An 18,771-nucleotide genomic window follows, 5' to 3' on the forward strand; every position below is an offset into this window, starting at 1 on the left:
CGCCTGCCGCGCACCACAGCGAAGCGCCGCACAGGAGAACCCGATGCGCATTCTATTGGTTGAAGACAACCGCGATATTCTTGCCAACCTGGCCGATTACCTCGGCATGAAAGGCTACACCGTCGATTGCGCCCAGGACGGCTTGTCGGGCTTGCACCTGGCGGCCACCGAGCACTACGACCTGATCGTCCTCGACATCATGCTGCCCGGCATTGATGGCTACACCCTGTGCAAACGCCTGCGCGAAGACGCCCGGCGTGACACCCCGGTGATCATGCTCACCGCCCGCGATCAGCTGGACGACCGCCTGCAAGGCTTCCGCTCGGGTGCCGACGATTACCTGCTCAAGCCGTTTGCGCTGTCGGAGCTGGCCGCGCGCATCGAAGCGGTGCTGCGCCGTGCCCAAGGTGGTGGGCGTCGCACCTTGCAGGTCGCCGACCTGAGCTACGACCTCGACACCTTGGAAGTCACGCGCCAAGGCCGCCTGCTCAAACTCAACCCGGTCGGCCTCAAGCTGCTTGCCGTGTTGATGCAGAAAAGCCCCCACGTGCTGCGACGCGAAGTGCTGGAAGAAGCCCTGTGGGGCGACGACTGCCCTGACAGCGACAGCCTGCGCAGCCATGTGCACCAGTTGCGCCAGGTGATCGACAAACCGTTCGAAAAACCGCTGCTGCATACCGTCCATGGCGTCGGCTATCGCCTCGCCGAGGGCCGCGATGGAGTTTAAGCAAAGCCTTGCCCAGCGCATCATCATCGCCTTTGCGTTGATGAGCGCGCTGGTGGCCGGCGCCTTCGCCTTCGGCATCGTCGCCACGGTGCACCTGGTTGAAGAGCGGCTGATTTCCACCGTGCTGGGCGGCGACCTGCAACGCCTGTTGCGCATGGACAGCGTCAGTGACTGGAGTCATCGGCCGCGTCCGGACCAACTGTTCTACTTCAGTGGCGGGCGTGACGATTTCGAGTTGCCCAAAGACTTGCGCCACCTCGACAGCGGCTTCCACGAAGTGTTTCGCGACCAGCTGTCGTACCACGCGATGGTCGAGATCGTCGATGGCCGTCGCTACGTATTGCTGCAAGACCAGAGCGATTTCGAAGAGCGCGAGCGTGTGCTGTTCGCTGTTGTGGTCGTCGGCTTCGTGCTCAGCCTGGTGCTGGCCGTGATCCTGGGGTGGCTGGTGGCGCGCCGGGTGATGGCGCCGGTGATCCGCCTGGCGCGTCAAGTGCGCCACCGCGACCAGCTACTCGGCCTGGCACCGCCGCTGGCACCCGATTACGCGGCCGACGAAGTGGGCCAGTTGGCCGTAGCTTTCGACGACACGCTGGGCCGCTTGCGCGACGCCTTGACCCGCGAGCGGCTGTTCACCAGCGACGTCAGCCACGAGCTGCGAACCCCGCTGATGGTGCTGGCCACGTCGTGTGAGCTGCTGCTGGAAAACCAGGCACTGGACCCGCGTGCACGCAGCCAGGTCGAGCGGGTGGCGCGGGCGACCGAAGAAATGCGCGAACTGGTCAAGACCTTCCTGATGCTTGCCCGAGCCCAACGCGATGAGGGTGCCGTGGCCTCCCAGGCGACCTTGCGCGAGGTTGCGGATGAACTCACTGGGGTTTGGCGCGAAACGATCGAGCAGAAGGGGCTCACGCTGTATTTCGACGGCCGCGTCAGCGCAAGCCCGGTGCTGTACAACGCCACCTTCCTGCAATCGGTGATGGGCAACCTGCTGCGCAACGCCGCGCACTACACCGACAGCGGTTACATTCGCCTGAGCCTGGAAGCGAACGGGTTCAGCGTCGAGGACAGTGGCGTGGGCATCCCCGAGGAGCAGCGCGAGGCGATGTTCAAACCCTTCGTGCGCGGCGCTGAGCGGCGTGGCGAAGGGCTGGGCTTGGGCCTGTCGCTGGTGCAGCGCATCTGTGACGACCAGGGGTGGCGCGTCACCTTGACCTCGACCTTGCCGCACGGCTGCCGTTTTCAGGTGGACCTGAGCCAAAGCGTGGAGAAGGGCAGCCCTTCGGGGTTGGTCGGGTAATTTTTGGTAATACCTCTCCAAAGAACTAACACTTTTTTCACATTGGCATAACCTGATTCCAACGCTTGCTTACCTAAGGTGAGCGCACTGGAGTCAGGAGATGCCCAATGCGTAGCCCCATCAAGCTTGAATTTTCCGAGAAATACGACAAAGACCACGCGCGCGAGTATTTCCTCAAGCATCAGGATGGTCTGGCCCGTCGCCTTTCCCACAAGCGTGACGAGCAGTTGGCACGTCGCGCCTTGGCGTTGGCCGGTGAGCCGGGCCTGGTACTTGACCTGCCCTGCGGTGCTGGGCGCTTCTGGCCGTTGCTGGCGGAAAAACCCAACCGAGTCATCATCGGCGCCGACAACTCCGAGGCGATGATCGAGACAGCCTGTGCCGCGCAACCGCCAGAGGTGGTCGCCCGGGTACGCCCCTTGCAGACTTCTGCGTTCGCCATTGACCTTCCTGACAATTCGGTCGACAGCATTTTCTGCATGCGGCTGTTCCATCACATCGGCGAAGCGGCCCACAGAAAGACAATTCTTTCGGAATTTCAACGAGTTAGCCGTGATAGTGTGATTCTGTCGCTGTGGGTGGACGGCAACTTCAAAGCTTGGCGCCGGAAAAAGCTCGAGCAGCGTCGCAGCGCCAAGGCCGAGCAGGACAATTACCAGAATCGTTTCGTGTTACCAGCGGACACGGTCGAAGAAGAATTTGAGGCCGCCGGTTTCAGAATCCAGGAACGCTTGGACTTCCTGCCGTTCTATGCCATGTGGCGAGTCTATGTATTGCGTAAGGGGTAGTGTTTGATGGCTGTAGCCCAGGGTGGGGAGTCGCGGTTCGATTTTTACTGGCGCCAGCAGGGCGAATGGGTCGAGGAACCCAACCAGCGGCGTGGTGGCGAAAGTGGCGTGCAACGCCTCAACGATGCCAACGGCAAACTGCTGTATGCCAAGCGCCAGGTCGGGCACATCTACCGCAGCCTGCTGCACCCCTTTGGCCGGCCGACCGTTTTGCGTGAACTCGATGCCATCAACAGCTTCGAGCAATTGGGTGTACGTGTTCCGCACATCGTCTTTTGTGGTGCCGAGCGCGATGCCGATCATCAATGGCGCGCGCTGCTGGTCAGCGAAGCGCTGGATGGCTTTGTCGAGCTCGACACCTGGCATGCCGAAGGTGCCCGCGAGCGTTACCCTCAGGCGGTGCATGAGCGCATGCTCAAGGACCTGGCGGATAACCTGGCGCGTATGCACCTGGGGCACTGGCAGCACGGCTGCCTGTACGGCAAGCATGTGTTCGTGAAGGTGATCGGCGAGGGCGAACAGGCCCGGGTCGAAGTCGCTTTGCTGGACCTAGAGAAGTGCCGGCGGCGCATCAGCTGCCAACGTGCGGCGGCGAATGACCTGCGTCAGCTGCGCCGCCACTCGTCGTTCACTGATGCGGAATGGCAGACATTGCTCTATTTTTACCAAATGGCGTTTGGCAGCGTTGTCAAAGGGTTAGGGCAATGAAACTAGAAATCGCTCGAGCTTTGTTCCTGGTGGCTGGATTGGCCGTGACCACTGTGGCGGTGGCTGCCTGGGAAGAGCCGAAGCCGACGGTGTTCAGCAAGGCCGAGATGGCTGACCAGTGCGCTTTGCCACGTGTGGCAAAGCCGCAGGAACAGGCCAAGCCGGACCAAGACCTGTTGCTGTTCCTGTTCGGTATGCGTCAGGGATTGCGGCCGTTCGGCTGAACCTGGGTGGTGCTTGAAAACCAGAGGCCCTGCATAGCGGGGCCTCTGGTTTTTTTGTTTGTGAGTGCCGTCGGCCAACTACGATTCCGGTAGGAGCAGCCTTGTGCTGCGAAGAGGCCGGTGAAAGCACCCTGAATCTTCGCTGCTGCGACCGGCCTCTTCGCAGCACAAGGCTGCTCCTACCGGGAAATGTCAGCTGGCACAGGTGCCTTGGCCACCGTCTTGTGCGCCAGAAAGGTGTAGATGCAAGGCAGCACAAACAAGGTAAACAACGTCCCGATCGACATCCCGGTCGCAATCACCGTGCCGATATCGAACCGGCTCACTGCCCCTGCGCCGGTCGCCAGAATCAACGGCACCATGCCAAACACCATCGCCGCCGTGGTCATCAGTACCGGCCGCAGGCGGATGGCGGCCGCTTCCTCGATTGCCTCACGCACGCTCAGGCCTTTTTCTTCGCGCAACTGGTTGGCAAATTCGACGATCAGAATACCGTGCTTGGTAATCAGCCCGATCAGTGTCACCAGCCCGACCTGGGTATAGATGTTCATGCTGGAAATACCCAGGAACAGCGGCAACAGCGCCCCGCAGATCGACAACGGCACAGTCACCAGAATCACCAGCGGATCGCGGAAGCTTTCGAACTGCGCCGCCAGCACCAGGAAGATGATCGCCAGCGCCAGGCCGAAGGTTACCCACAACGCGCTGCCTTCCTGAACATACTGGCGCGCCACCCCGGCATAGTCGAAGGCGAAGCCTTCCGGGGCTTCTTCGCGGGCGATGGCCTGCACGGTCTGCAATGCTTCGCCCAGGCTGACCATGGGCACGCCTTGGATGATGGCCGAGTTCAACTGCTGGAACTGGTTGAGCTGGCGCGGGCGGGCGCGGTCGCTGAGGGTGATGAGGGTCGACAGTGGCAGCAACTGGCCCTGGTCGTTCTTCACGTAGTAGTTGTTGAGCCAGCCAGGGTTGTTGCGGTACGGCCGCTCGACCTGGGCAATCACCTTGTAGCTGCGGCCCTCCAGGGTGAAACGGTTGATTTCCCCCTCGCCCAGCAGGGTGGCCAAGGTGCCGCCCAGGGCGTCCATCGAGACGCCCATCTGCGCCGCTTTGGCCCGGTCGATGTCGACCACCACTTCCGGTTTGTCGAAGGCCAGGTCGATGTCGAGGAAGGCGAACTTGCCCGATGCCTGGGCGCGTGCCTTGATACGTTGGGCCACGTCCAGCAGGGCCGGGTAGTCCCCCGCGGTGTTGATCACGAACTGGAACGGCAGGCCCTCACCGGTGCCGGGCAGCGACGGCAGGTTGAAGCCGAAGATCTGCAGGCCGCCGATTTCTTCAAGTTTGGCCTGCACCAGCGGCAGCAGCTCCATCTGCGTGCGCTCGCGCTCGTTCCAAGGCTTTAGCAGGAAGCCGCCAATGCCGCTCTGCACACCGTTGAAACCGTTGATCTGAAACGACGAGTAATACTCGGGGAAGGCTTTGAACAGCGGCGTGAACTGGTCGGTGTAGGCGTTGAGGTAGTCGAGGTTGGCCGGCTGCGGCGAACTGCTGATCATGAAGATCACCCCTTGGTCCTCGTTGGGCGCCAGCTCGTTCTGGGTGAATTTGAGCAGTACCGGGATCAGGCACAGGACAATCACCGCGAACACCAGCACTACCGGCCGGCTGTCCAGGGTGGTGTGCAGCAGGCGCTGGTAGCGCACCTTGAGGCGCTCGAACAGCAGGTCGAGGCGATGGGCAAGGCCCGAGGGGTTCTGTTCCTGGCGCAGCAACAGCGCGCACATCATCGGTGACAGGGTCAGGGCGACGACGCCGGAGATGATCACTGCACCGGCCAAAGTCAGGGCGAATTCTTTGAATAACGCGCCTGTGAGCCCGGTCAGGAAGCCGATGGGGGCATACACCGCGGCCAGGGTGATGGTCATCGACACCACCGGCATGGCGATTTCCCGTGCACCTTCCAGCGCCGCGTCGAACGGCGTCTTGCCTTCTTCCATGTGCCGGTGGATGTTCTCCACCACGACAATGGCATCGTCCACCACCAGGCCGATGGCCAGCACCATCGCCAACAGGGTCAGCAGGTTGAGGGAGTAGCCCATCATCTGCATGAAGAACAGCACGCCGATCATCGACAGCGGGATGGTCACCACCGGGATCAGCACCGAGCGCAACGCGCCGAGGAACAGGAACACCACGACGATGACGATCAGCACCGCTTCGCCGAGGGTCTTGATCACCTCGTCGATGGAGGCCTGGATGAACAACGTGGCGTCGTAGGCAATCGACACTTTCAGCGCCGAGGGCAACTGGCTTTCGAGTTCCGGCATGATGCGCCGGACTTCTTTGATCACCTCCAGCGGGTTGGCGGCCGGTGTGGCCTTGATGCCGATGTAGACCGAAGGGATCCCGTCGAACGAACTGACCGTGTCGTAGTTTTCTGCACCCATTTCGACCCGTGCCACATCCCCCAGCAGCACCCGGCTGTCGCCGCTGGTCTTGACCGGCAGGGCAGCGAACGCTTCGGCAGACTTGAGCTCGGTGCTGGCATTGATGCTGGTGACCACGTACTCGCCTTTTACCTCACCGGCGGCCGAGAGGAAGTTGTAACGGCGCACGGCGTTGGTCACGTCGGTGGCCGAGAGGCCGTAGCCGGCCAGTTTCACCGGGTCGATCCAGATGCGCATGGCGAACACCTGGTTGCCGAGGATCTCCGCTTCGGCCATGCCCGGCAGGGTGGCCAGTTTGGGTTGGATCACTCGGGACAGGTAGTCGGTGATCTGCGGGTTGCTCATTTCCTTGCTGTAGAAGCTGATGTACATCAGCGCCGAGGCGTCGGCGGCCTCTTTGCTCAGCACCGGGTCTTCGGCGTCTTGCGGCAGCTTGTTGCGCACCTCGTTGGCCTTGGCCAGCAGTTCGGTGAACAAACGGTCACTGTCGGCGCCGACGCGCGCATAGATGGAGATGATCGAGAAGTTCTGCCGACTCACCGAGGTCATGTAGTCGATGCCTTCGGCGCTGGCCAGGCTCTGTTGCAGCGGCTGGGTGATGTAGCCCTGGATGGTCTCGGCGTTGGCGCCGGGGTACGCGGTGGTCACCGTGATCAGGGCGTTTTCCATCTGCGGGTACTGGCGAATCTGCAGTTTGCTCCAGGCCTGAAAGCCCAGCAGCAGAATCAGCAGGCTGACGACGCTGGCCAGGACCGGGCGACGGATGAACGGGTCGGTGAACGCCATGCCTGCCTCCTGTCAGTCGTTGTGCGGGGTGCCTGGATCAGCCTTGCCTGGGTCAGGAGCACCTTGCTCAGGTGTGAGCGCCTTGTCCTGGCCGATGCGGATCGCCGCGCCGGGTGTGAGCTTGAGTTGCCCTGCGGTAACCACCTGCTCGCCGGCCTGCAGCCCCTTGCTGACCACCACCACGCCGTCGCGGCGCTCGCCGGTCTGCACGGTGCGCTGCTCGGCGATGAGCGGGGGTTGGCCGTCGTCGGTTTTTTCCGGGTTGCCGTCCTTGTCCTTTTTCGTGGTGGCGACATACACCGAGTTGCCATACAGGGTGTAGGTGATGGCGCTTTCCGGCACCACCACCCGCGGCTGTGGCGCGGGCAGCAGGATCAGCAGGTTGGCGAACATGCCAGGCAGCAGCTTGCCGTCAGGGTTGGCCAAGGTTGCGCGGACCAGCAGGTTGCGGGTGCTTTCCTCGACCTTGGGGTTGATGGCGCTGAGGCTGGCGGTGAAGGTCTGGCCCGGGTAAGCGGCGACCTGCACCAGCACCTGCTGGCCTAGGCTCAGGTGCGGCAGGGCCTGCTCGGGCACGTTGAAGTCGACGTAGAGACTGGACAGGTCTTGCAGGGTGGCGATCACCGTGCCAGCGGCGAGGTAGTCGCCGACATCCACCTGGCGAATGCCGATGGTGCCGCTGAAGGGCGCACTGATGCTTTTTTTGGTCTTCGAGGCCTTGAGCTGATCGACCACGGCCTGGTTGCGCCGGTACTGGGCGGTGAGGCGGTCGTACTCGCCCCGGGAGATGGCCGAGTCGCCGACCAGCTGGCTGCCGCGGCCGAAATCGACCTTGGCCAGCCCCAGGTCGGCCTGGGCGGTGCCGAGCAGGGCGGTTTCCTGTTCGTCATTGAGTTGCAGCAACAGGTGCCCGGCCTTGACCTTCTGCCCGGAGTCGAAGTGCAGGCTTTTGACGATGCCTTCCACCTCAAGGCTCAGCTCGACGCCTTGCAGGGCCTTGAGGCTGCCGACGGCGGGCAGGCGTTCTTGCCACTGGCGTTCTTCGGCCAGCGCTGCCGCCACGGTGATCGGCGGCTTGGGGGCTGTGAACACCTGGATCTGCTGGTAGATCGAGAAGGCCTTGTAGCCCCCCAGGGCCAACACGATCAGCAGAACGACGGCCAACATGATGAGCATGCGGCGGCGAAGCATAGGTCCGGTTCCTTGGAAGCGTGGTTGTTATTCGTTTTGACACGACAACGGGCGATCCTGCCCACGTGTGGATGGGGGAAGTATTGACTGTTTTTGGCAGGTGGGGAAGGGCGGGTGCAACGGGATTATTCAAACATTGGCGCGTGCACTGCCGTGTAGGAGCAGCCTTGTGCTGCGAAGAGGCCCGAGCCAGCACTGGAGATTTACAGTGCTGGCTCGGGCCTCTTCGCAGCACAAGGCTGCCCCTGCATGGACCGCGATGTGCCTGGGCAATCAGGCCAGGTGCAGGTGGTTGTCCCAGAACCCGGAAGGCAGGTCCATCGGTTGCCCGATCAGCTCAGCCTTGCGGCAATCGTAGAACCGGCAACGCCCCTGCCCGGAGGTGACGACAAAGCCATCCTTCACCGCGCCAACCCCGGCGCAATCTGGCATCGGCGCATCCAGCTTCACCGCGCCGCTGTCCAGGTCCCAGACAAACAACCGGTTGGCTCGCGGTGCCGTCAGCGCCACCAGCCGCAGGTCGCTGTGAATCGCCACGCTGGCAGTGTACTGGGCCATGGCCTGCAACTGCCGCTCCGGCACGGGGAAGGCCTTGAACGGTTCGCCCGGGCGCTTGATCGCCAGCAGCTCGGCGGTTTCGTCGGCGTCGCCCATGAATTGCTGGCAGGCGGCAATGGTGCCGTCGTCGCCAATTGCCAGGTGACGCACGCTGTTCATCTGCTGGGCGAGGGTTTCTTTGCTCAGCAGGGTGCCGTCGCGCTGCATCAGGACCAGGCTTGGTTGCATGGCGTCGAGGTTCATCTCCACGCGGCTTTCGGCCTCGGTGCGGATGCCGCCGTTGGCCACCACCAGGGTTTCCCCGTCCGGCAGCCAGGCCACTTCATGCGGGCCGATGCCGTGGGTCGACAGCTCGCCGCTGTGCACCAGGCGTTCGCCTTCAAAACGGTACACACCGAGCACGCCGCGACCCGGGTCGGTAGTGTCGTTCTCGGTGGTGTACAGCCATTCCCCGCCCTTGTGGATGACCGCATGGCCGTAGAAGTGGCGGTTGGGCTGCGAGACCACGGTTTGCAGCAGCCGCCCATCGCGCAGGTCGACCAGGTAGCTTTCGGTACCTGGGCGGCGGGCGACGAACAGGGCGATCGGCAGCGTTGGGTGGTTGATGATGGCATGGCAACGCTGGGCAACCGGGGTGCTGAACACCTGGGTGCCGTCCAGGCGGAACCCGACGGCGTAATGCTTGCCATCGCCGTCGTCGCGCGCCGAGAGCAGCAGGGGTTCGCTGCCTTTGTTGCGGAACAGGCTCCAGCCGCCCAGGGTGAGGGCGCTGAGCAGTACGCTACCGAGTTTGAGGGCCTGGCGTCGCAGCATGATCAGTCACCGTCGTTGGCATTGAAGCCCAGCTGGATGTTCAACGCCTTGGCCAGCTCGCCTTCGTGCAGGCGGTGGACAACGTTGAGGCTGTCGTAGATCTGGTTGAGGGTCTGCTTGCCGGCGTCGTCGGCCAGCAACTCGCCGAGGGTTTTCTGATTGTCGGCCAGCTGTTTGAGCGCAGTAGCGTAGGCGTCGTCGATCTTGTCTGCCAAGGCTTTCTGGTCGCTGCCCAACAGGCCACGCAGGCCTTTGTTGTCGACCCCGACCCAGACCGCCTGGGCGGCTTTGAGGCTGGCCTCCAGGCTTTTGAGCGAAGCGTGGCTGCGCCAGGCCTCGGCCTGCAGCGGCTGGGCAATGCCCTTGCTCTGGCGGCCCATGGGGGCGCCAAGCTTCTTCTTCAGGGTGTCCAGGGCGGTGACCTGGGCGCGCAGCAGGTCGGCGATGGCCTCGTGGGAATCGGCGTAGCGCTGGTTGGGGAACTTGGTCATCTGCGAGAGCATGCCGTCGGTGCTGTTCCAGCCCTTGAGGATCTCTTCGGCCAAGGCCTTCTGGTGCTCGGCGATGGCCACCAGCAGTGGGCAGTAGCGGGCTTTCTGCTCTGCCGTGGCAACGTCTGGCTTGCTGTCGAAGAGGATGTACTCGTAAGCCGACAGGCCGCGCACCACGACGCTGGCCTTGCCCAGGGCAGCGGCGTCGACGGGTTTGTCACCGTTGACCAACTGCTCGACCTGGCGGCCGACCAGGTTCTTCTTGTCGGGCCAGAACTGCACCTGCCAGGCGCGGTTGCCTTCGGCCAACGGGCCGACCAGCAACGGTTGCAGCTCGGCCCAGGCTTTTTGCGCAGTGAGGAAGTCGGCGCGGGCGGTGTCCAGGTTTGCCTTGCCTTCGCAATAGGCCAGGGCGCTGACGGCCAGCTGGCGGTCGGCTTCGACCCAGCGGCTGTAGGTCGGCAGGATCACCTGCTTGGCGATGGCGGCGGAGGTCACGGCTTGCGGGTCCTGCGGCGAGCAGGCACCGAGGGCGAGTGCGGCGAGGCTGGTGAACAACAGTTTGGGTCGGAACATGCCCGGCTCCTTGCGCGTTTTAAAGTGAGTTCAGGAAAGCCAGCAGCGCGGCACGCTGCTCGGCATTGAAGGTGAGGACGAAATTACGTGCCGCTTCGGCTTCGCCACCGTGCCAGAGCACGGCTTCGAGCAGGTTGCGGGCGCGGCCGTCGTGCAGGAACTGGCTGTGGCCACTGACCGTTTCACTCAGGCCGATGCCCCACAGCGGCGGGGTGCGCCAGTCCTGGCCATTGGCCGCGAATTCGGTGCGTTCATCGGCCAGGCCCGGCCCCATGTCATGCAACAGCAGGTCGCTGTAGGGGCGGATCACCTGGCCGGCCAGCTCAGGTTCGGCCGCATTTGCGGCGGTGGTGAACTGCGGGGTGTGACAGCCCTGGCAACCGGCCTGGAAGAACAGGTTCTTGCCTGCCAGCACCTGCGGCGCACCCACGTCACGACGGGCAGGCACGCCCAGGTTGCGGGTATAGAAGGTCACCAGGCGCAGGATGTTGTCGCTGACTTCCTTTTCGCCCCCCATGCCATCGCCATTGGGCGCGGCCAGGCAGTCGACTTGCGCTGCGGTGCAGTCGTCCTTGGGTTGCAGGGTGGAGGTCAGGCCCATGTCGCCGGCAAATGCATGGACGTTCTGCTGGTTGACGTTGGGTTGCCCGGCTTTCCAGCCGAAGCGGCCCACCACGGTCTTGCCCTGGGCATCATCCCAGACCCGGTTGGCTCGGCCGCGGATGCCGTCGCGGTTGCGGTCGTCCGGGTCTTCGTTGGCCAGGATGTCGGCTTCGGGGATGGCTTCGAGCAGGCCGAGGCCGATCATCGGCGGCGCAACGCGGGCCGAGAAGCGGGTGTCAGGGTGCATTGCCCCGTAGCCCAGCTGGGTGATCTGCAAGCTGGGCCGACGCAGCTCGACCTGGTGGCCGTCCTTGAACGTGACGGCCTGGTTGGCGTAGGTCACGCGGACCTTGCCCTCCGGCGCCACGCCGGGGATAGCCATGTCCTGCAACTGGGTGCCGTACACGGGCTCGGGGACCACGCCCAGGCGCTCGACCACCTTGGCCAGGTAAGGCTGGTCGGGGATCGACAGGCGCACCAGCATCGACACCGCGTTGCTGTCATTGAGCTCGGGTGGGTGGCCGCGGCCATCGCGTACGTGGCAGTTCTGGCAGGCATTGGTGTTGAACAGCGGGCCGAGGCCATCACGCGCGGTGGTGGTGGACGGGGCGATCACCCAGGGGTTGCGGAAAAAACTGTTGCCGACGGCGAAGTCCAGGCGCCGCTCGGGCGAAAGGTTGGCCGAGGGCAGGGAATAGGCATTGCGATCGCTGCGCTGCACCGTCGCCTTGCCACCCGACAGCGCTTCGCCGGGCTCTGCCTGGGTGAAACGCGGGGCGTCGTCACAGGCGGCGAGGGCAAAGGCCAGCAGCAGGGGAGAGAGTCTGAACAGCGACGAGGACATCAAGGATCCTGGGCGTGAGCGAAAAACCGGCGTGCAAGCTTAGCAAAGTGGGGATGTTTGAATAAGAGCAATTTGCAATTGCTGGATGAAATCAGTGTCAGCTACATCTGTTGCTTGTGCCGGCCTCTTCGCGGGTAAACCCGCTCCCACACAGATCTCAGAATCATACCGTCCTGGTGGGAGCGGGTTTACCCGCGAAGAGGCCAGAAGCAAAAAAGGCGACCCAAAGGTCGCCTTTATCAGAACCGCTACAGCCGAATCAGAACTCGTGATCCGCAGTATCCGGGTTCAGGTTGGCAATGCCCAGCTTGCCTGCAGCCTGTTCGATCGCGCCGGTCTGCTTGACCAGCGAGGCGATGGCGTCACGCACGACTTGGTTGCCAGCGGCGTTGTCTGCAGCGATCAGTTGGTCGTAGTGCTCGCCTTTCAGGGCGTGGTCGACGATCACCTGGATCTTCGCTTCGGTGGCTTCCAGGTCGGCCTTCAGGGTGGCGTCGGTAGCCGGGTCGACCTTGGCCACCAGCGACGACAGGCTCGGGCCGGTCAGCTTGGTGCCATCCGGGCGGGTGTACTCGCCCAGGTAGACGTTGCGGATACCCTTGGCGTCGTAGAAGTGCGAGTAGTGGGTGTTGTCGCTGAAGCAGTCTTGCTCGTCTTCAGGCGAATTGGCTTCCAGCGAGACCTTCATGCGCTCGCCCGCCAGTTCGCCCAGCGACAGGCTGCCCATGCCGAACAGCATCTTGCGCAGGCCGTCGTTGACCGGCTCGGCTTCCAGGGTGGCGCGGTAGTTGTCGGCAACGTTCGGTGCCCAGTTGCCGACCATCTCTTCGAGGTCCTTGACCAGCAGGTCGGTGGCCGCCTTCAGGTAGGCACGACGGCGGTCGTTGTGGCCGCCAGTGGCACCGTTGCCTTCCAGGTAGTCGGAAGCAGGGCGGTTGCCAGCGCCTGGGCCGGTGCCGTTCAGGTCCTGGCCCCAGAGCAGGAATTCGATGGCATGGTAGCCGGTGGCGACGTTGGCTTCGGAACCGCCCAGCTCGTTCAGGCTGGCCAGCTTCTCTGGAGTGATGTCCTTGACGTCGACCTTCTCTTCGCCGACCTGGATCTCGGTGTTGGCGATGATGTTGGCGCTGGCCGCCGGGTTGCCCAGGGCGTGCTCGTAGCTCTTGTCGACGTAGTCGATCAGGCCTTCGTCCAGGGGCCAGGCGTTAACTTGGCCTTCCCAGTCGTCGATGATGGTGTTGCCAAAGCGGAAGGCTTCGCTCTGCAGGTAAGGTACGCGCGAGGCGGCCCAGGCGTCCTTGGCGGCTTTCAGGGTTTCGTCGTTGGGCTTGGCCAGGAACGCGTCGACTGCCGTCTGCAGGGCCTTGGCGGTGCTCAGCGAGTCGCTGTACACGGCGTAGACCATGTCGGCGTAATGCTTGACCACGGCCTTGCCGGCCGCTTCGTCGACAGCCCCAGGCGCGGCGGCGGTGGTGCTGGCGGCAGCAGGCGCTTGCGCTTGCGGAGCAGCGGCCTTGTCATCCTTTTCGCCACATCCGGCGAGCGCGATGGCGATGGCCAGCAGACTGGCGGAGGCCAGAGGCATTCGAATCATTGTTGGTTTCCCTGCGTCGTGTGGTTGGACCGTGCGCCATGGCACGCGAAACCGCAACATCATGCGAAAGATTTGCATTTGCTGTAAAGAGGCGAGCGCGCAATTCATGTAAATGCCCGTCACGGCCTGTAACCGGGGCCGCCAGGGCTACAGCATGGACACCTGATTGCGCTGTGCCTGCTTGAGGTAACTGGTCAGCTCGCGAGCCGACAGTGGCTTGCTGTAGTGGTAGCCCTGACCCTCGTGGCAACCCTGGGCGATGATGTAGGTCTCCTGCTCGGCGGTTTCCACGCCTTCAGCGATAACCTGCATGCCCAGGCTTTTGCCCAGCTGGATGATGGCGCGCACGATGGTGGCGTCGTCATCGTCGTCGAGCAGGTCCTGGACGAAGCTCTTGTCGATCTTGATCTTGTCCAGCGGCAACGACTTCAGGTAGCTGAGCGACGAGTAGCCGGTACCGAAGTCGTCAATGGCGATCAGTGCCCCGGAGCGGCGCAGGCTGAGCAGGTGCTGGGCGGCGGTGCTGATGTCTTCCATCAGGCCGGTCTCGGTCACTTCCAGCTCCAGGCTGCGCGGCGGCAGGCGGTAGGCCTGCAGCAGGTTGTTGACCACGCGTGGCAGTTCGCTGTGGTGCAACTGCACGGTCGACAGGTTGACCGCCATGCGCAGGTCGCTGAAGCCCAGGTCGTGCCATTCGCGCAGCTGCCGGCAGGCCTGGTCGAGTACCCATTCGCCGATGGTGATGATGTTGCCGTTCTGCTCGGCCAGCGGGATGAACTGGTCGGGCGGGACCATGCCCAGCTCCGGATGTTGCCAGCGCAGCAGGGCCTCGACGCCAACCACGCGGTGGTCGCGGTAGCTGATCTGCGGCTGATACACCAGGTACAGCTGATTGCGCGGCAGGGCTTCGCGCAGGTCTTTTTCCAGCTCGCGGCGGCGGCGCATCTCACTGTCGACGCTGGCGATGTAGAACTGGTAACGGTTGCGTGAGCGGGCCTTGGCCAGGGTCATGGTCTGTTCGGCTTTTTGCAGCAGCTTCTCGGTGCTGTCGCCGTCTTCTGGGAACAGGGTGATGCCGATGGTGGCACGCAGGCGGATCTGCTGATGGTCGAGGTCGAAGGGCACCTCCAGGTCATCGAGGATGCTCTGGGCCAGCTCGGCAGCCTCATACGGCTGCTCGATGTTGGCCTGAACCAGGGCGAACTGGTCGCCACCCAACCGCGCCAGCGCCCCCAGGCGGCCACTGTGGGCGCGCAGGCGGTCGGCCAGGGCCAGCAGCAACTGGTCACCGACCTGGTAGCTGAACTGCTCGTTGATGCCTTTGAAATCGTCCAGGCCTACGCACAGCACTGCGACGCGATGCTGCAGGCGGCCGCCATCGACAAGGATCTTGTCCAGCTGTTGCTGCAGTTGCTGGCGGTTGGGCAGGCCGGTGAGGAAGTCGTACTGGGCCATGCGTTGCAGGCTGTTCTCGGCCTCGTGGCGCAGGTGCGTATTGCGCTCGATGGAGGCGAGCAGCTGGTTGGCCGTGTTCACCCACAGGCCCAGTTCGTTTTTCTCGTGGCCCTTGAGCAGCGGGATCTGGTGCTGGCTGGGGCGATCGGGGTTGATCTGGGTAAGGTGCTCGATGATTTTCGACAGTGGCTTGGTCAACAGCCAGTGGTAGACCAGGTACAACACCAGGCCCATGGCCAGGGCGCGCAGCACGCCGGAGATGAAGATGATCACGGCGTTGATCAAAAAATCTTCGCCGTAAGACGAGGTGTCGAGGGTGATGCTCAGGTCGCCGTAGTATTCGCTGTAGGGGCCGCGACCGACCAGTTGGGTGGTGTAGGTGCGTTCCTGGCCGAGGATCAGGTCGGTCAGCCAGCGCATGGACATATCCTGCAGCGGGCGGGACTTTTCGGCCAGCATGGTTTCATTGGGGTGGCCGATGGATGCCATGCGCACCGATTCGTCCTGGAACAGGCCTTCCATCACCTGCATGCCCATCTCCCGGTCAAGGCTGTACACCGCCTGGGTAGAGGGGTCACGGAACATGTCGAGGATGCGCTGGGCATCGTTGTCGACAGCCTGGCGGGTCTTGTAGGTGTCGTAGACGATTTGCGCACAACTGAGCACGACGCCCACTGCGAGCGCCGACAGCAGCACGACCCTGAGCAACTTGACCGACAAGCTGTTCCGCAATTCCAGCTTCAATGGGGTTTCCTTAATCCATGCGCATGGCATCATTTTGCCATCAATGAAACCAATACACTATCGGCCGGTGTGCCACGGACACAGCGCGAGAAGCGGGGTTGTCCTGGGCAGTATATCGGTCGCCTGGCCCTGCAACTTGAGTGCGCTGTATCAAGTTTCCAGAGGTTTGATGTTAGCGTGCAATCCGTGCTGAGCAAGAGGCTGTTACAGGCCCATAAAAAAACCCGGCACCAAGGCCGGGTTCTTCGTTCAAGGCTGGATATGCATCAGGCCTTGAAGGTCTTGCCTTCGAACTGTTCGGCAACGAAAGCCCAGTTGACCAGGTTCCAGAACGCCTCGACATACTTCGGACGCACGTTGCGGTAGTCGATGTAGTAGGCGTGTTCCCAGACGTCGCAGGTCAGCAGCGGGGTGTCGCCATTGGTCAGCGGGTTGCCGGCGCCGATGGTGCTGGCCAGGGCCAGGGAACCGTCAGCTTTCTTCACCAGCCAGCCCCAGCCGGAGCCGAAGGTGCCGACGGAAGTCTTGGTGAACTCTTCCTTGAACTTGTCGAAGGAACCGAAAGCGGCGTTGATGGCTTCGGCCAGGGCACCGGTCGGTTGACCACCGGCGTTAGGCGCCAGGCAGTTCCAGTAGAAGGTGTGGTTCCAGACTTGAGCGGCGTTGTTGAAGATACCGCCCGAAGAGGTCTTGACGATCTCTTCCAGGGTCTTGCCTTCGAATTCGGTGCCTGGGACCAGGTTGTTCAGGTTCACGACATAGGTGTTGTGGTGCTTGTCGTGGTGATACTCCAGGGTTTCCTTGGAGATGTGCGGCTGCAGGGCATCGTGGGCGTACGGCAGCGGCGGCAATTCAAAAGCCATGGTGGATCTCCTGATTCAGGTCTATTTGCGGTTTGCGCAAGGCCGATCACGGGCGGCCCGATCAACGTCGGCGAGTTTGTACTCTTTGCGACGCGAGGGCTGGATCATAGCACCGGGCCCGGCGCATAACCACGCAACAAAGATAGGGAATAGAGGTTCCAGAGCGGTTGGCCGGTGCCGACCAGTGGTGTTTGCCGCGGCGTTTGTATCGCCTGTGAGATCGAGCGCCGCCCGCGCGGCGCTTCGCAGCACAAGGCTGCTCCCACATTTGTTTCGGTCCAGTGAGGCCTGTGGCATTTGCGCGCGTTAGCCCCAGGAATAATTGGCCCGAAAAAATGTAGGAGCAGCCTTAGTGCTGCGAAGCGCCGCGCGGGCGGCGCTCGATCTCCCAGGCGCTGAAACTGCTGTGCCAAACACGTCCCCATTCAGCTAAAAATCAGCTGCGCCGCCACCGCGAACATCATCACCGCCACCATCAGGTCGAGCATCCGCCAGGTCGCTGGCCGCGCCAGCCACGGTGCCAGCCAGGCCGCACCGATCGCCAAGGTCGAGAACCACAGCAGCGAAGCACTGGCCGCCCCCGCCACATAGGCCCCGGGCACTGTCTGCTGGGCACCGAGCGAGCCGATCAGCAGCACGGTGTCGAGGTACACATGGGGGTTGAGCAGGGTCACCGCCAGCGCACTGAGCAACACCGCGCGGCGCGAGCGCATGCCCTGGCCTTGCTGGTGCTGCAGGCTCTGCTTGGAGCAGGCGCTGCGCAGCGCCTTGGCGCCGTACCAGAGCAGGAACACCGCGCCGCCCCAACGGGCGATGGCCAGCAGGGTCGGGTTGTGCGCCAGTACCGTGGCCAGGCCGAACACCCCGGCAGCGACCAGCAGGGCGTCGCAGACGATGCACAGGGCCGCCACCGGCAGGTGGTGCTCGCGGCGCAGGCTTTGCGCGAGGACGAAGGCGTTCTGCGCGCCGATGGCCATGATTAGGCCGAAGGCCACCAGCATGCCGTTCAAATAGCTTTGCCACATGGCGGTGTACTCCAGAAAATGAGCCATAAACGATGCTGGCTATTGTGGTGATTGGCGCTGTATAAGAAAAACAAATAAAGCTGATAAGGCATTAGGAATATCGATGTTCGACTACAAGCTGCTGGCCGCCCTTGCGGCGGTGATCGAGCAAGGCGGCTTCGAGCGTGCGGCGCAGGTGCTGGGGCTGTCGCAATCGGCCATTTCCCAGCGCATCAAGCTGCTCGAAGCACGGGTTGGCCAGCCGGTGTTGGTGCGGGCCACGCCACCGAGCCCCACCGAGGTCGGGCGCCAGCTGCTCAACCATGTGCAGCAGGTGCGTCTGCTCGAGCGCGACCTGCAACGCCAGGTGCCTGCGCTGGACGAGGAGGGCATGCCGGAGCGTTTGCGGATTGCCCTTAACGCCGACAGCCTGGCCACTTGGTGGGCGGGCGCGGTCGGCCGGTTCTGTGCCGAACAGAACGTGCTCACCGACCTAGTGGTGGAGGACCAGGAAGTTGGCCTTAAGCGCATGCGTGCCGGTGAAGTGGCGGCCTGCCTGTGTGGCAGCGAGCGGCCAGTGGCTGGCGCGCGCAGCCTGCCGCTGGGCGCGATGCGCTACCGAGCACTGGCCAGCCCGGTGTTCATGGCGCGGCATTTCCCCCGTGGGTTCGAGGTCAAGCGCTTGGCACGCACGCCCGCGATCGTGTACGGCCCGGACGACTTCCTGCAACACCGCTACCTGGCATCGCTGGGCATCGAGGACGGTTTCCTGCACCACTTGTGCCCTTCGTCCGAAGGGTTCCTGCGCATGACCGAGGCGGGGTTGGGCTGGGGGCTGGTGCCTGAATTGCAGGCGCGCGAGCAGCTGTCCAGCGGGCAATTGGTGGAAATATGCGCCGATACTCCCATCGATGTGCCGCTGTACTGGCATCATTGGCGCAATGGCGGGCAACTGCTCGCGCAACTGACCGATCACCTGCGGCACACGGCACGGCAATGGCTGGTGCCCTTGTAGCCACGGCCGGCGTCAGTTGCATCTGAAATCTGGCAAG

General features: G+C 63.2%; 15 protein-coding genes. 6 read left to right on the forward strand and 9 right to left on the reverse strand.

All coding sequences use genetic code 11. The annotated features are described in order from the left end of the window. The first annotated feature begins 43 nt into the window (after positions 1–43). The 5 genes from colR to AC5PZ0_RS04660 all read left to right on the forward strand — a co-directional run bounded on the left by colR (position 44) and on the right by AC5PZ0_RS04660 (position 3,747). Complete coding sequence (colR, locus tag AC5PZ0_RS04640) at positions 44–727, forward strand: two-component system response regulator ColR (protein ID WP_003255215.1); 684 nt, start codon at positions 44–46, stop codon at positions 725–727. Then, a complete protein-coding gene (locus tag AC5PZ0_RS04645) occupies positions 717–2,027 on the forward strand; it encodes a sensor histidine kinase (RefSeq protein ID WP_099430357.1) in 1,311 nt (436 codons plus the stop codon). Before colR ends, AC5PZ0_RS04645 begins: the two co-directional genes overlap by 11 nt. A gap of 107 nt (positions 2,028–2,134) precedes the next feature. Then, positions 2,135–2,815, forward strand: coding sequence for a class I SAM-dependent methyltransferase (locus AC5PZ0_RS04650; RefSeq protein ID WP_027594041.1), 681 nt, complete (start codon positions 2,135–2,137; stop codon positions 2,813–2,815). A 6-nt stretch (positions 2,816–2,821) separates the two neighbouring features. Further along, positions 2,822–3,523 carry a lipopolysaccharide kinase InaA family protein gene (locus AC5PZ0_RS04655; RefSeq protein WP_493854450.1) on the forward strand — a complete coding sequence of 234 codons (702 nt, stop codon included), beginning with the start codon at positions 2,822–2,824 and terminating at the stop codon, positions 3,521–3,523. After that, the gene (locus tag AC5PZ0_RS04660) at positions 3,520–3,747 is read left to right on the forward strand and encodes a hypothetical protein (RefSeq protein WP_027594043.1); all 228 of its coding nucleotides are present in this window, start codon (positions 3,520–3,522) and stop codon (positions 3,745–3,747) included. Before AC5PZ0_RS04655 ends, AC5PZ0_RS04660 begins: the two co-directional genes overlap by 4 nt. Before the next feature lie 179 nt (positions 3,748–3,926). Here the strand turns inward: AC5PZ0_RS04660 and AC5PZ0_RS04665 are convergent, their stop codons facing one another. The 9 genes from AC5PZ0_RS04665 to AC5PZ0_RS04705 form a co-directional block, all read right to left on the reverse strand. After that, complete coding sequence (locus AC5PZ0_RS04665; RefSeq protein WP_493854451.1) at positions 3,927–6,983, reverse strand: multidrug efflux RND transporter permease subunit; 3,057 nt, start codon at positions 6,981–6,983, stop codon at positions 3,927–3,929. Between the two features lie 12 nt (positions 6,984–6,995). Beyond that, a complete protein-coding gene (locus AC5PZ0_RS04670; protein ID WP_493854452.1) occupies positions 6,996–8,174 on the reverse strand; it encodes an efflux RND transporter periplasmic adaptor subunit in 1,179 nt (392 codons plus the stop codon). 273 nt (positions 8,175–8,447) lie between these two features. Then, the gene (locus AC5PZ0_RS04675) at positions 8,448–9,545 is read right to left on the reverse strand and encodes a DUF1513 domain-containing protein (RefSeq protein ID WP_493854453.1); all 1,098 of its coding nucleotides are present in this window, start codon (positions 9,543–9,545) and stop codon (positions 8,448–8,450) included. A gap of 2 nt (positions 9,546–9,547) precedes the next feature. After that, positions 9,548–10,612 carry an imelysin family protein gene (locus tag AC5PZ0_RS04680; protein ID WP_099430352.1) on the reverse strand — a complete coding sequence of 355 codons (1,065 nt, stop codon included), beginning with the start codon at positions 10,610–10,612 and terminating at the stop codon, positions 9,548–9,550. A 19-nt stretch (positions 10,613–10,631) separates the two neighbouring features. Next, a complete protein-coding gene (locus AC5PZ0_RS04685) occupies positions 10,632–12,059 on the reverse strand; it encodes a di-heme oxidoreductase family protein (RefSeq protein WP_099430351.1) in 1,428 nt (475 codons plus the stop codon). A gap of 259 nt (positions 12,060–12,318) precedes the next feature. Then, positions 12,319–13,653, reverse strand: a complete 1,335-nt coding sequence (locus AC5PZ0_RS04690; RefSeq protein WP_085273627.1) for an imelysin family protein — start codon at positions 13,651–13,653, stop codon at positions 12,319–12,321. Between the two features lie 147 nt (positions 13,654–13,800). Next, positions 13,801–15,852 (reverse strand): putative bifunctional diguanylate cyclase/phosphodiesterase, encoded by a 2,052-nt coding sequence (locus tag AC5PZ0_RS04695; protein ID WP_027594050.1) that lies wholly within the window; start codon positions 15,850–15,852, stop codon positions 13,801–13,803. Positions 15,853–16,118: 266 nt separating this feature from the next. Further along, a complete protein-coding gene (locus tag AC5PZ0_RS04700; RefSeq protein WP_027594051.1) occupies positions 16,119–16,715 on the reverse strand; it encodes a superoxide dismutase in 597 nt (198 codons plus the stop codon). Positions 16,716–17,140: 425 nt separating this feature from the next. Continuing rightward, complete coding sequence (locus AC5PZ0_RS04705) at positions 17,141–17,740, reverse strand: LysE/ArgO family amino acid transporter (RefSeq protein WP_027594052.1); 600 nt, start codon at positions 17,738–17,740, stop codon at positions 17,141–17,143. A gap of 97 nt (positions 17,741–17,837) precedes the next feature. Between AC5PZ0_RS04705 and AC5PZ0_RS04710 the strand changes: the two genes are divergently transcribed. Beyond that, the gene (locus AC5PZ0_RS04710; protein WP_172960427.1) at positions 17,838–18,734 is read left to right on the forward strand and encodes a LysR family transcriptional regulator ArgP; all 897 of its coding nucleotides are present in this window, start codon (positions 17,838–17,840) and stop codon (positions 18,732–18,734) included. The last annotated feature ends 37 nt before the right edge of the window (positions 18,735–18,771 follow it).

It is taken from the genome of Pseudomonas sp. 5.2 (genome assembly GCF_059025405.1).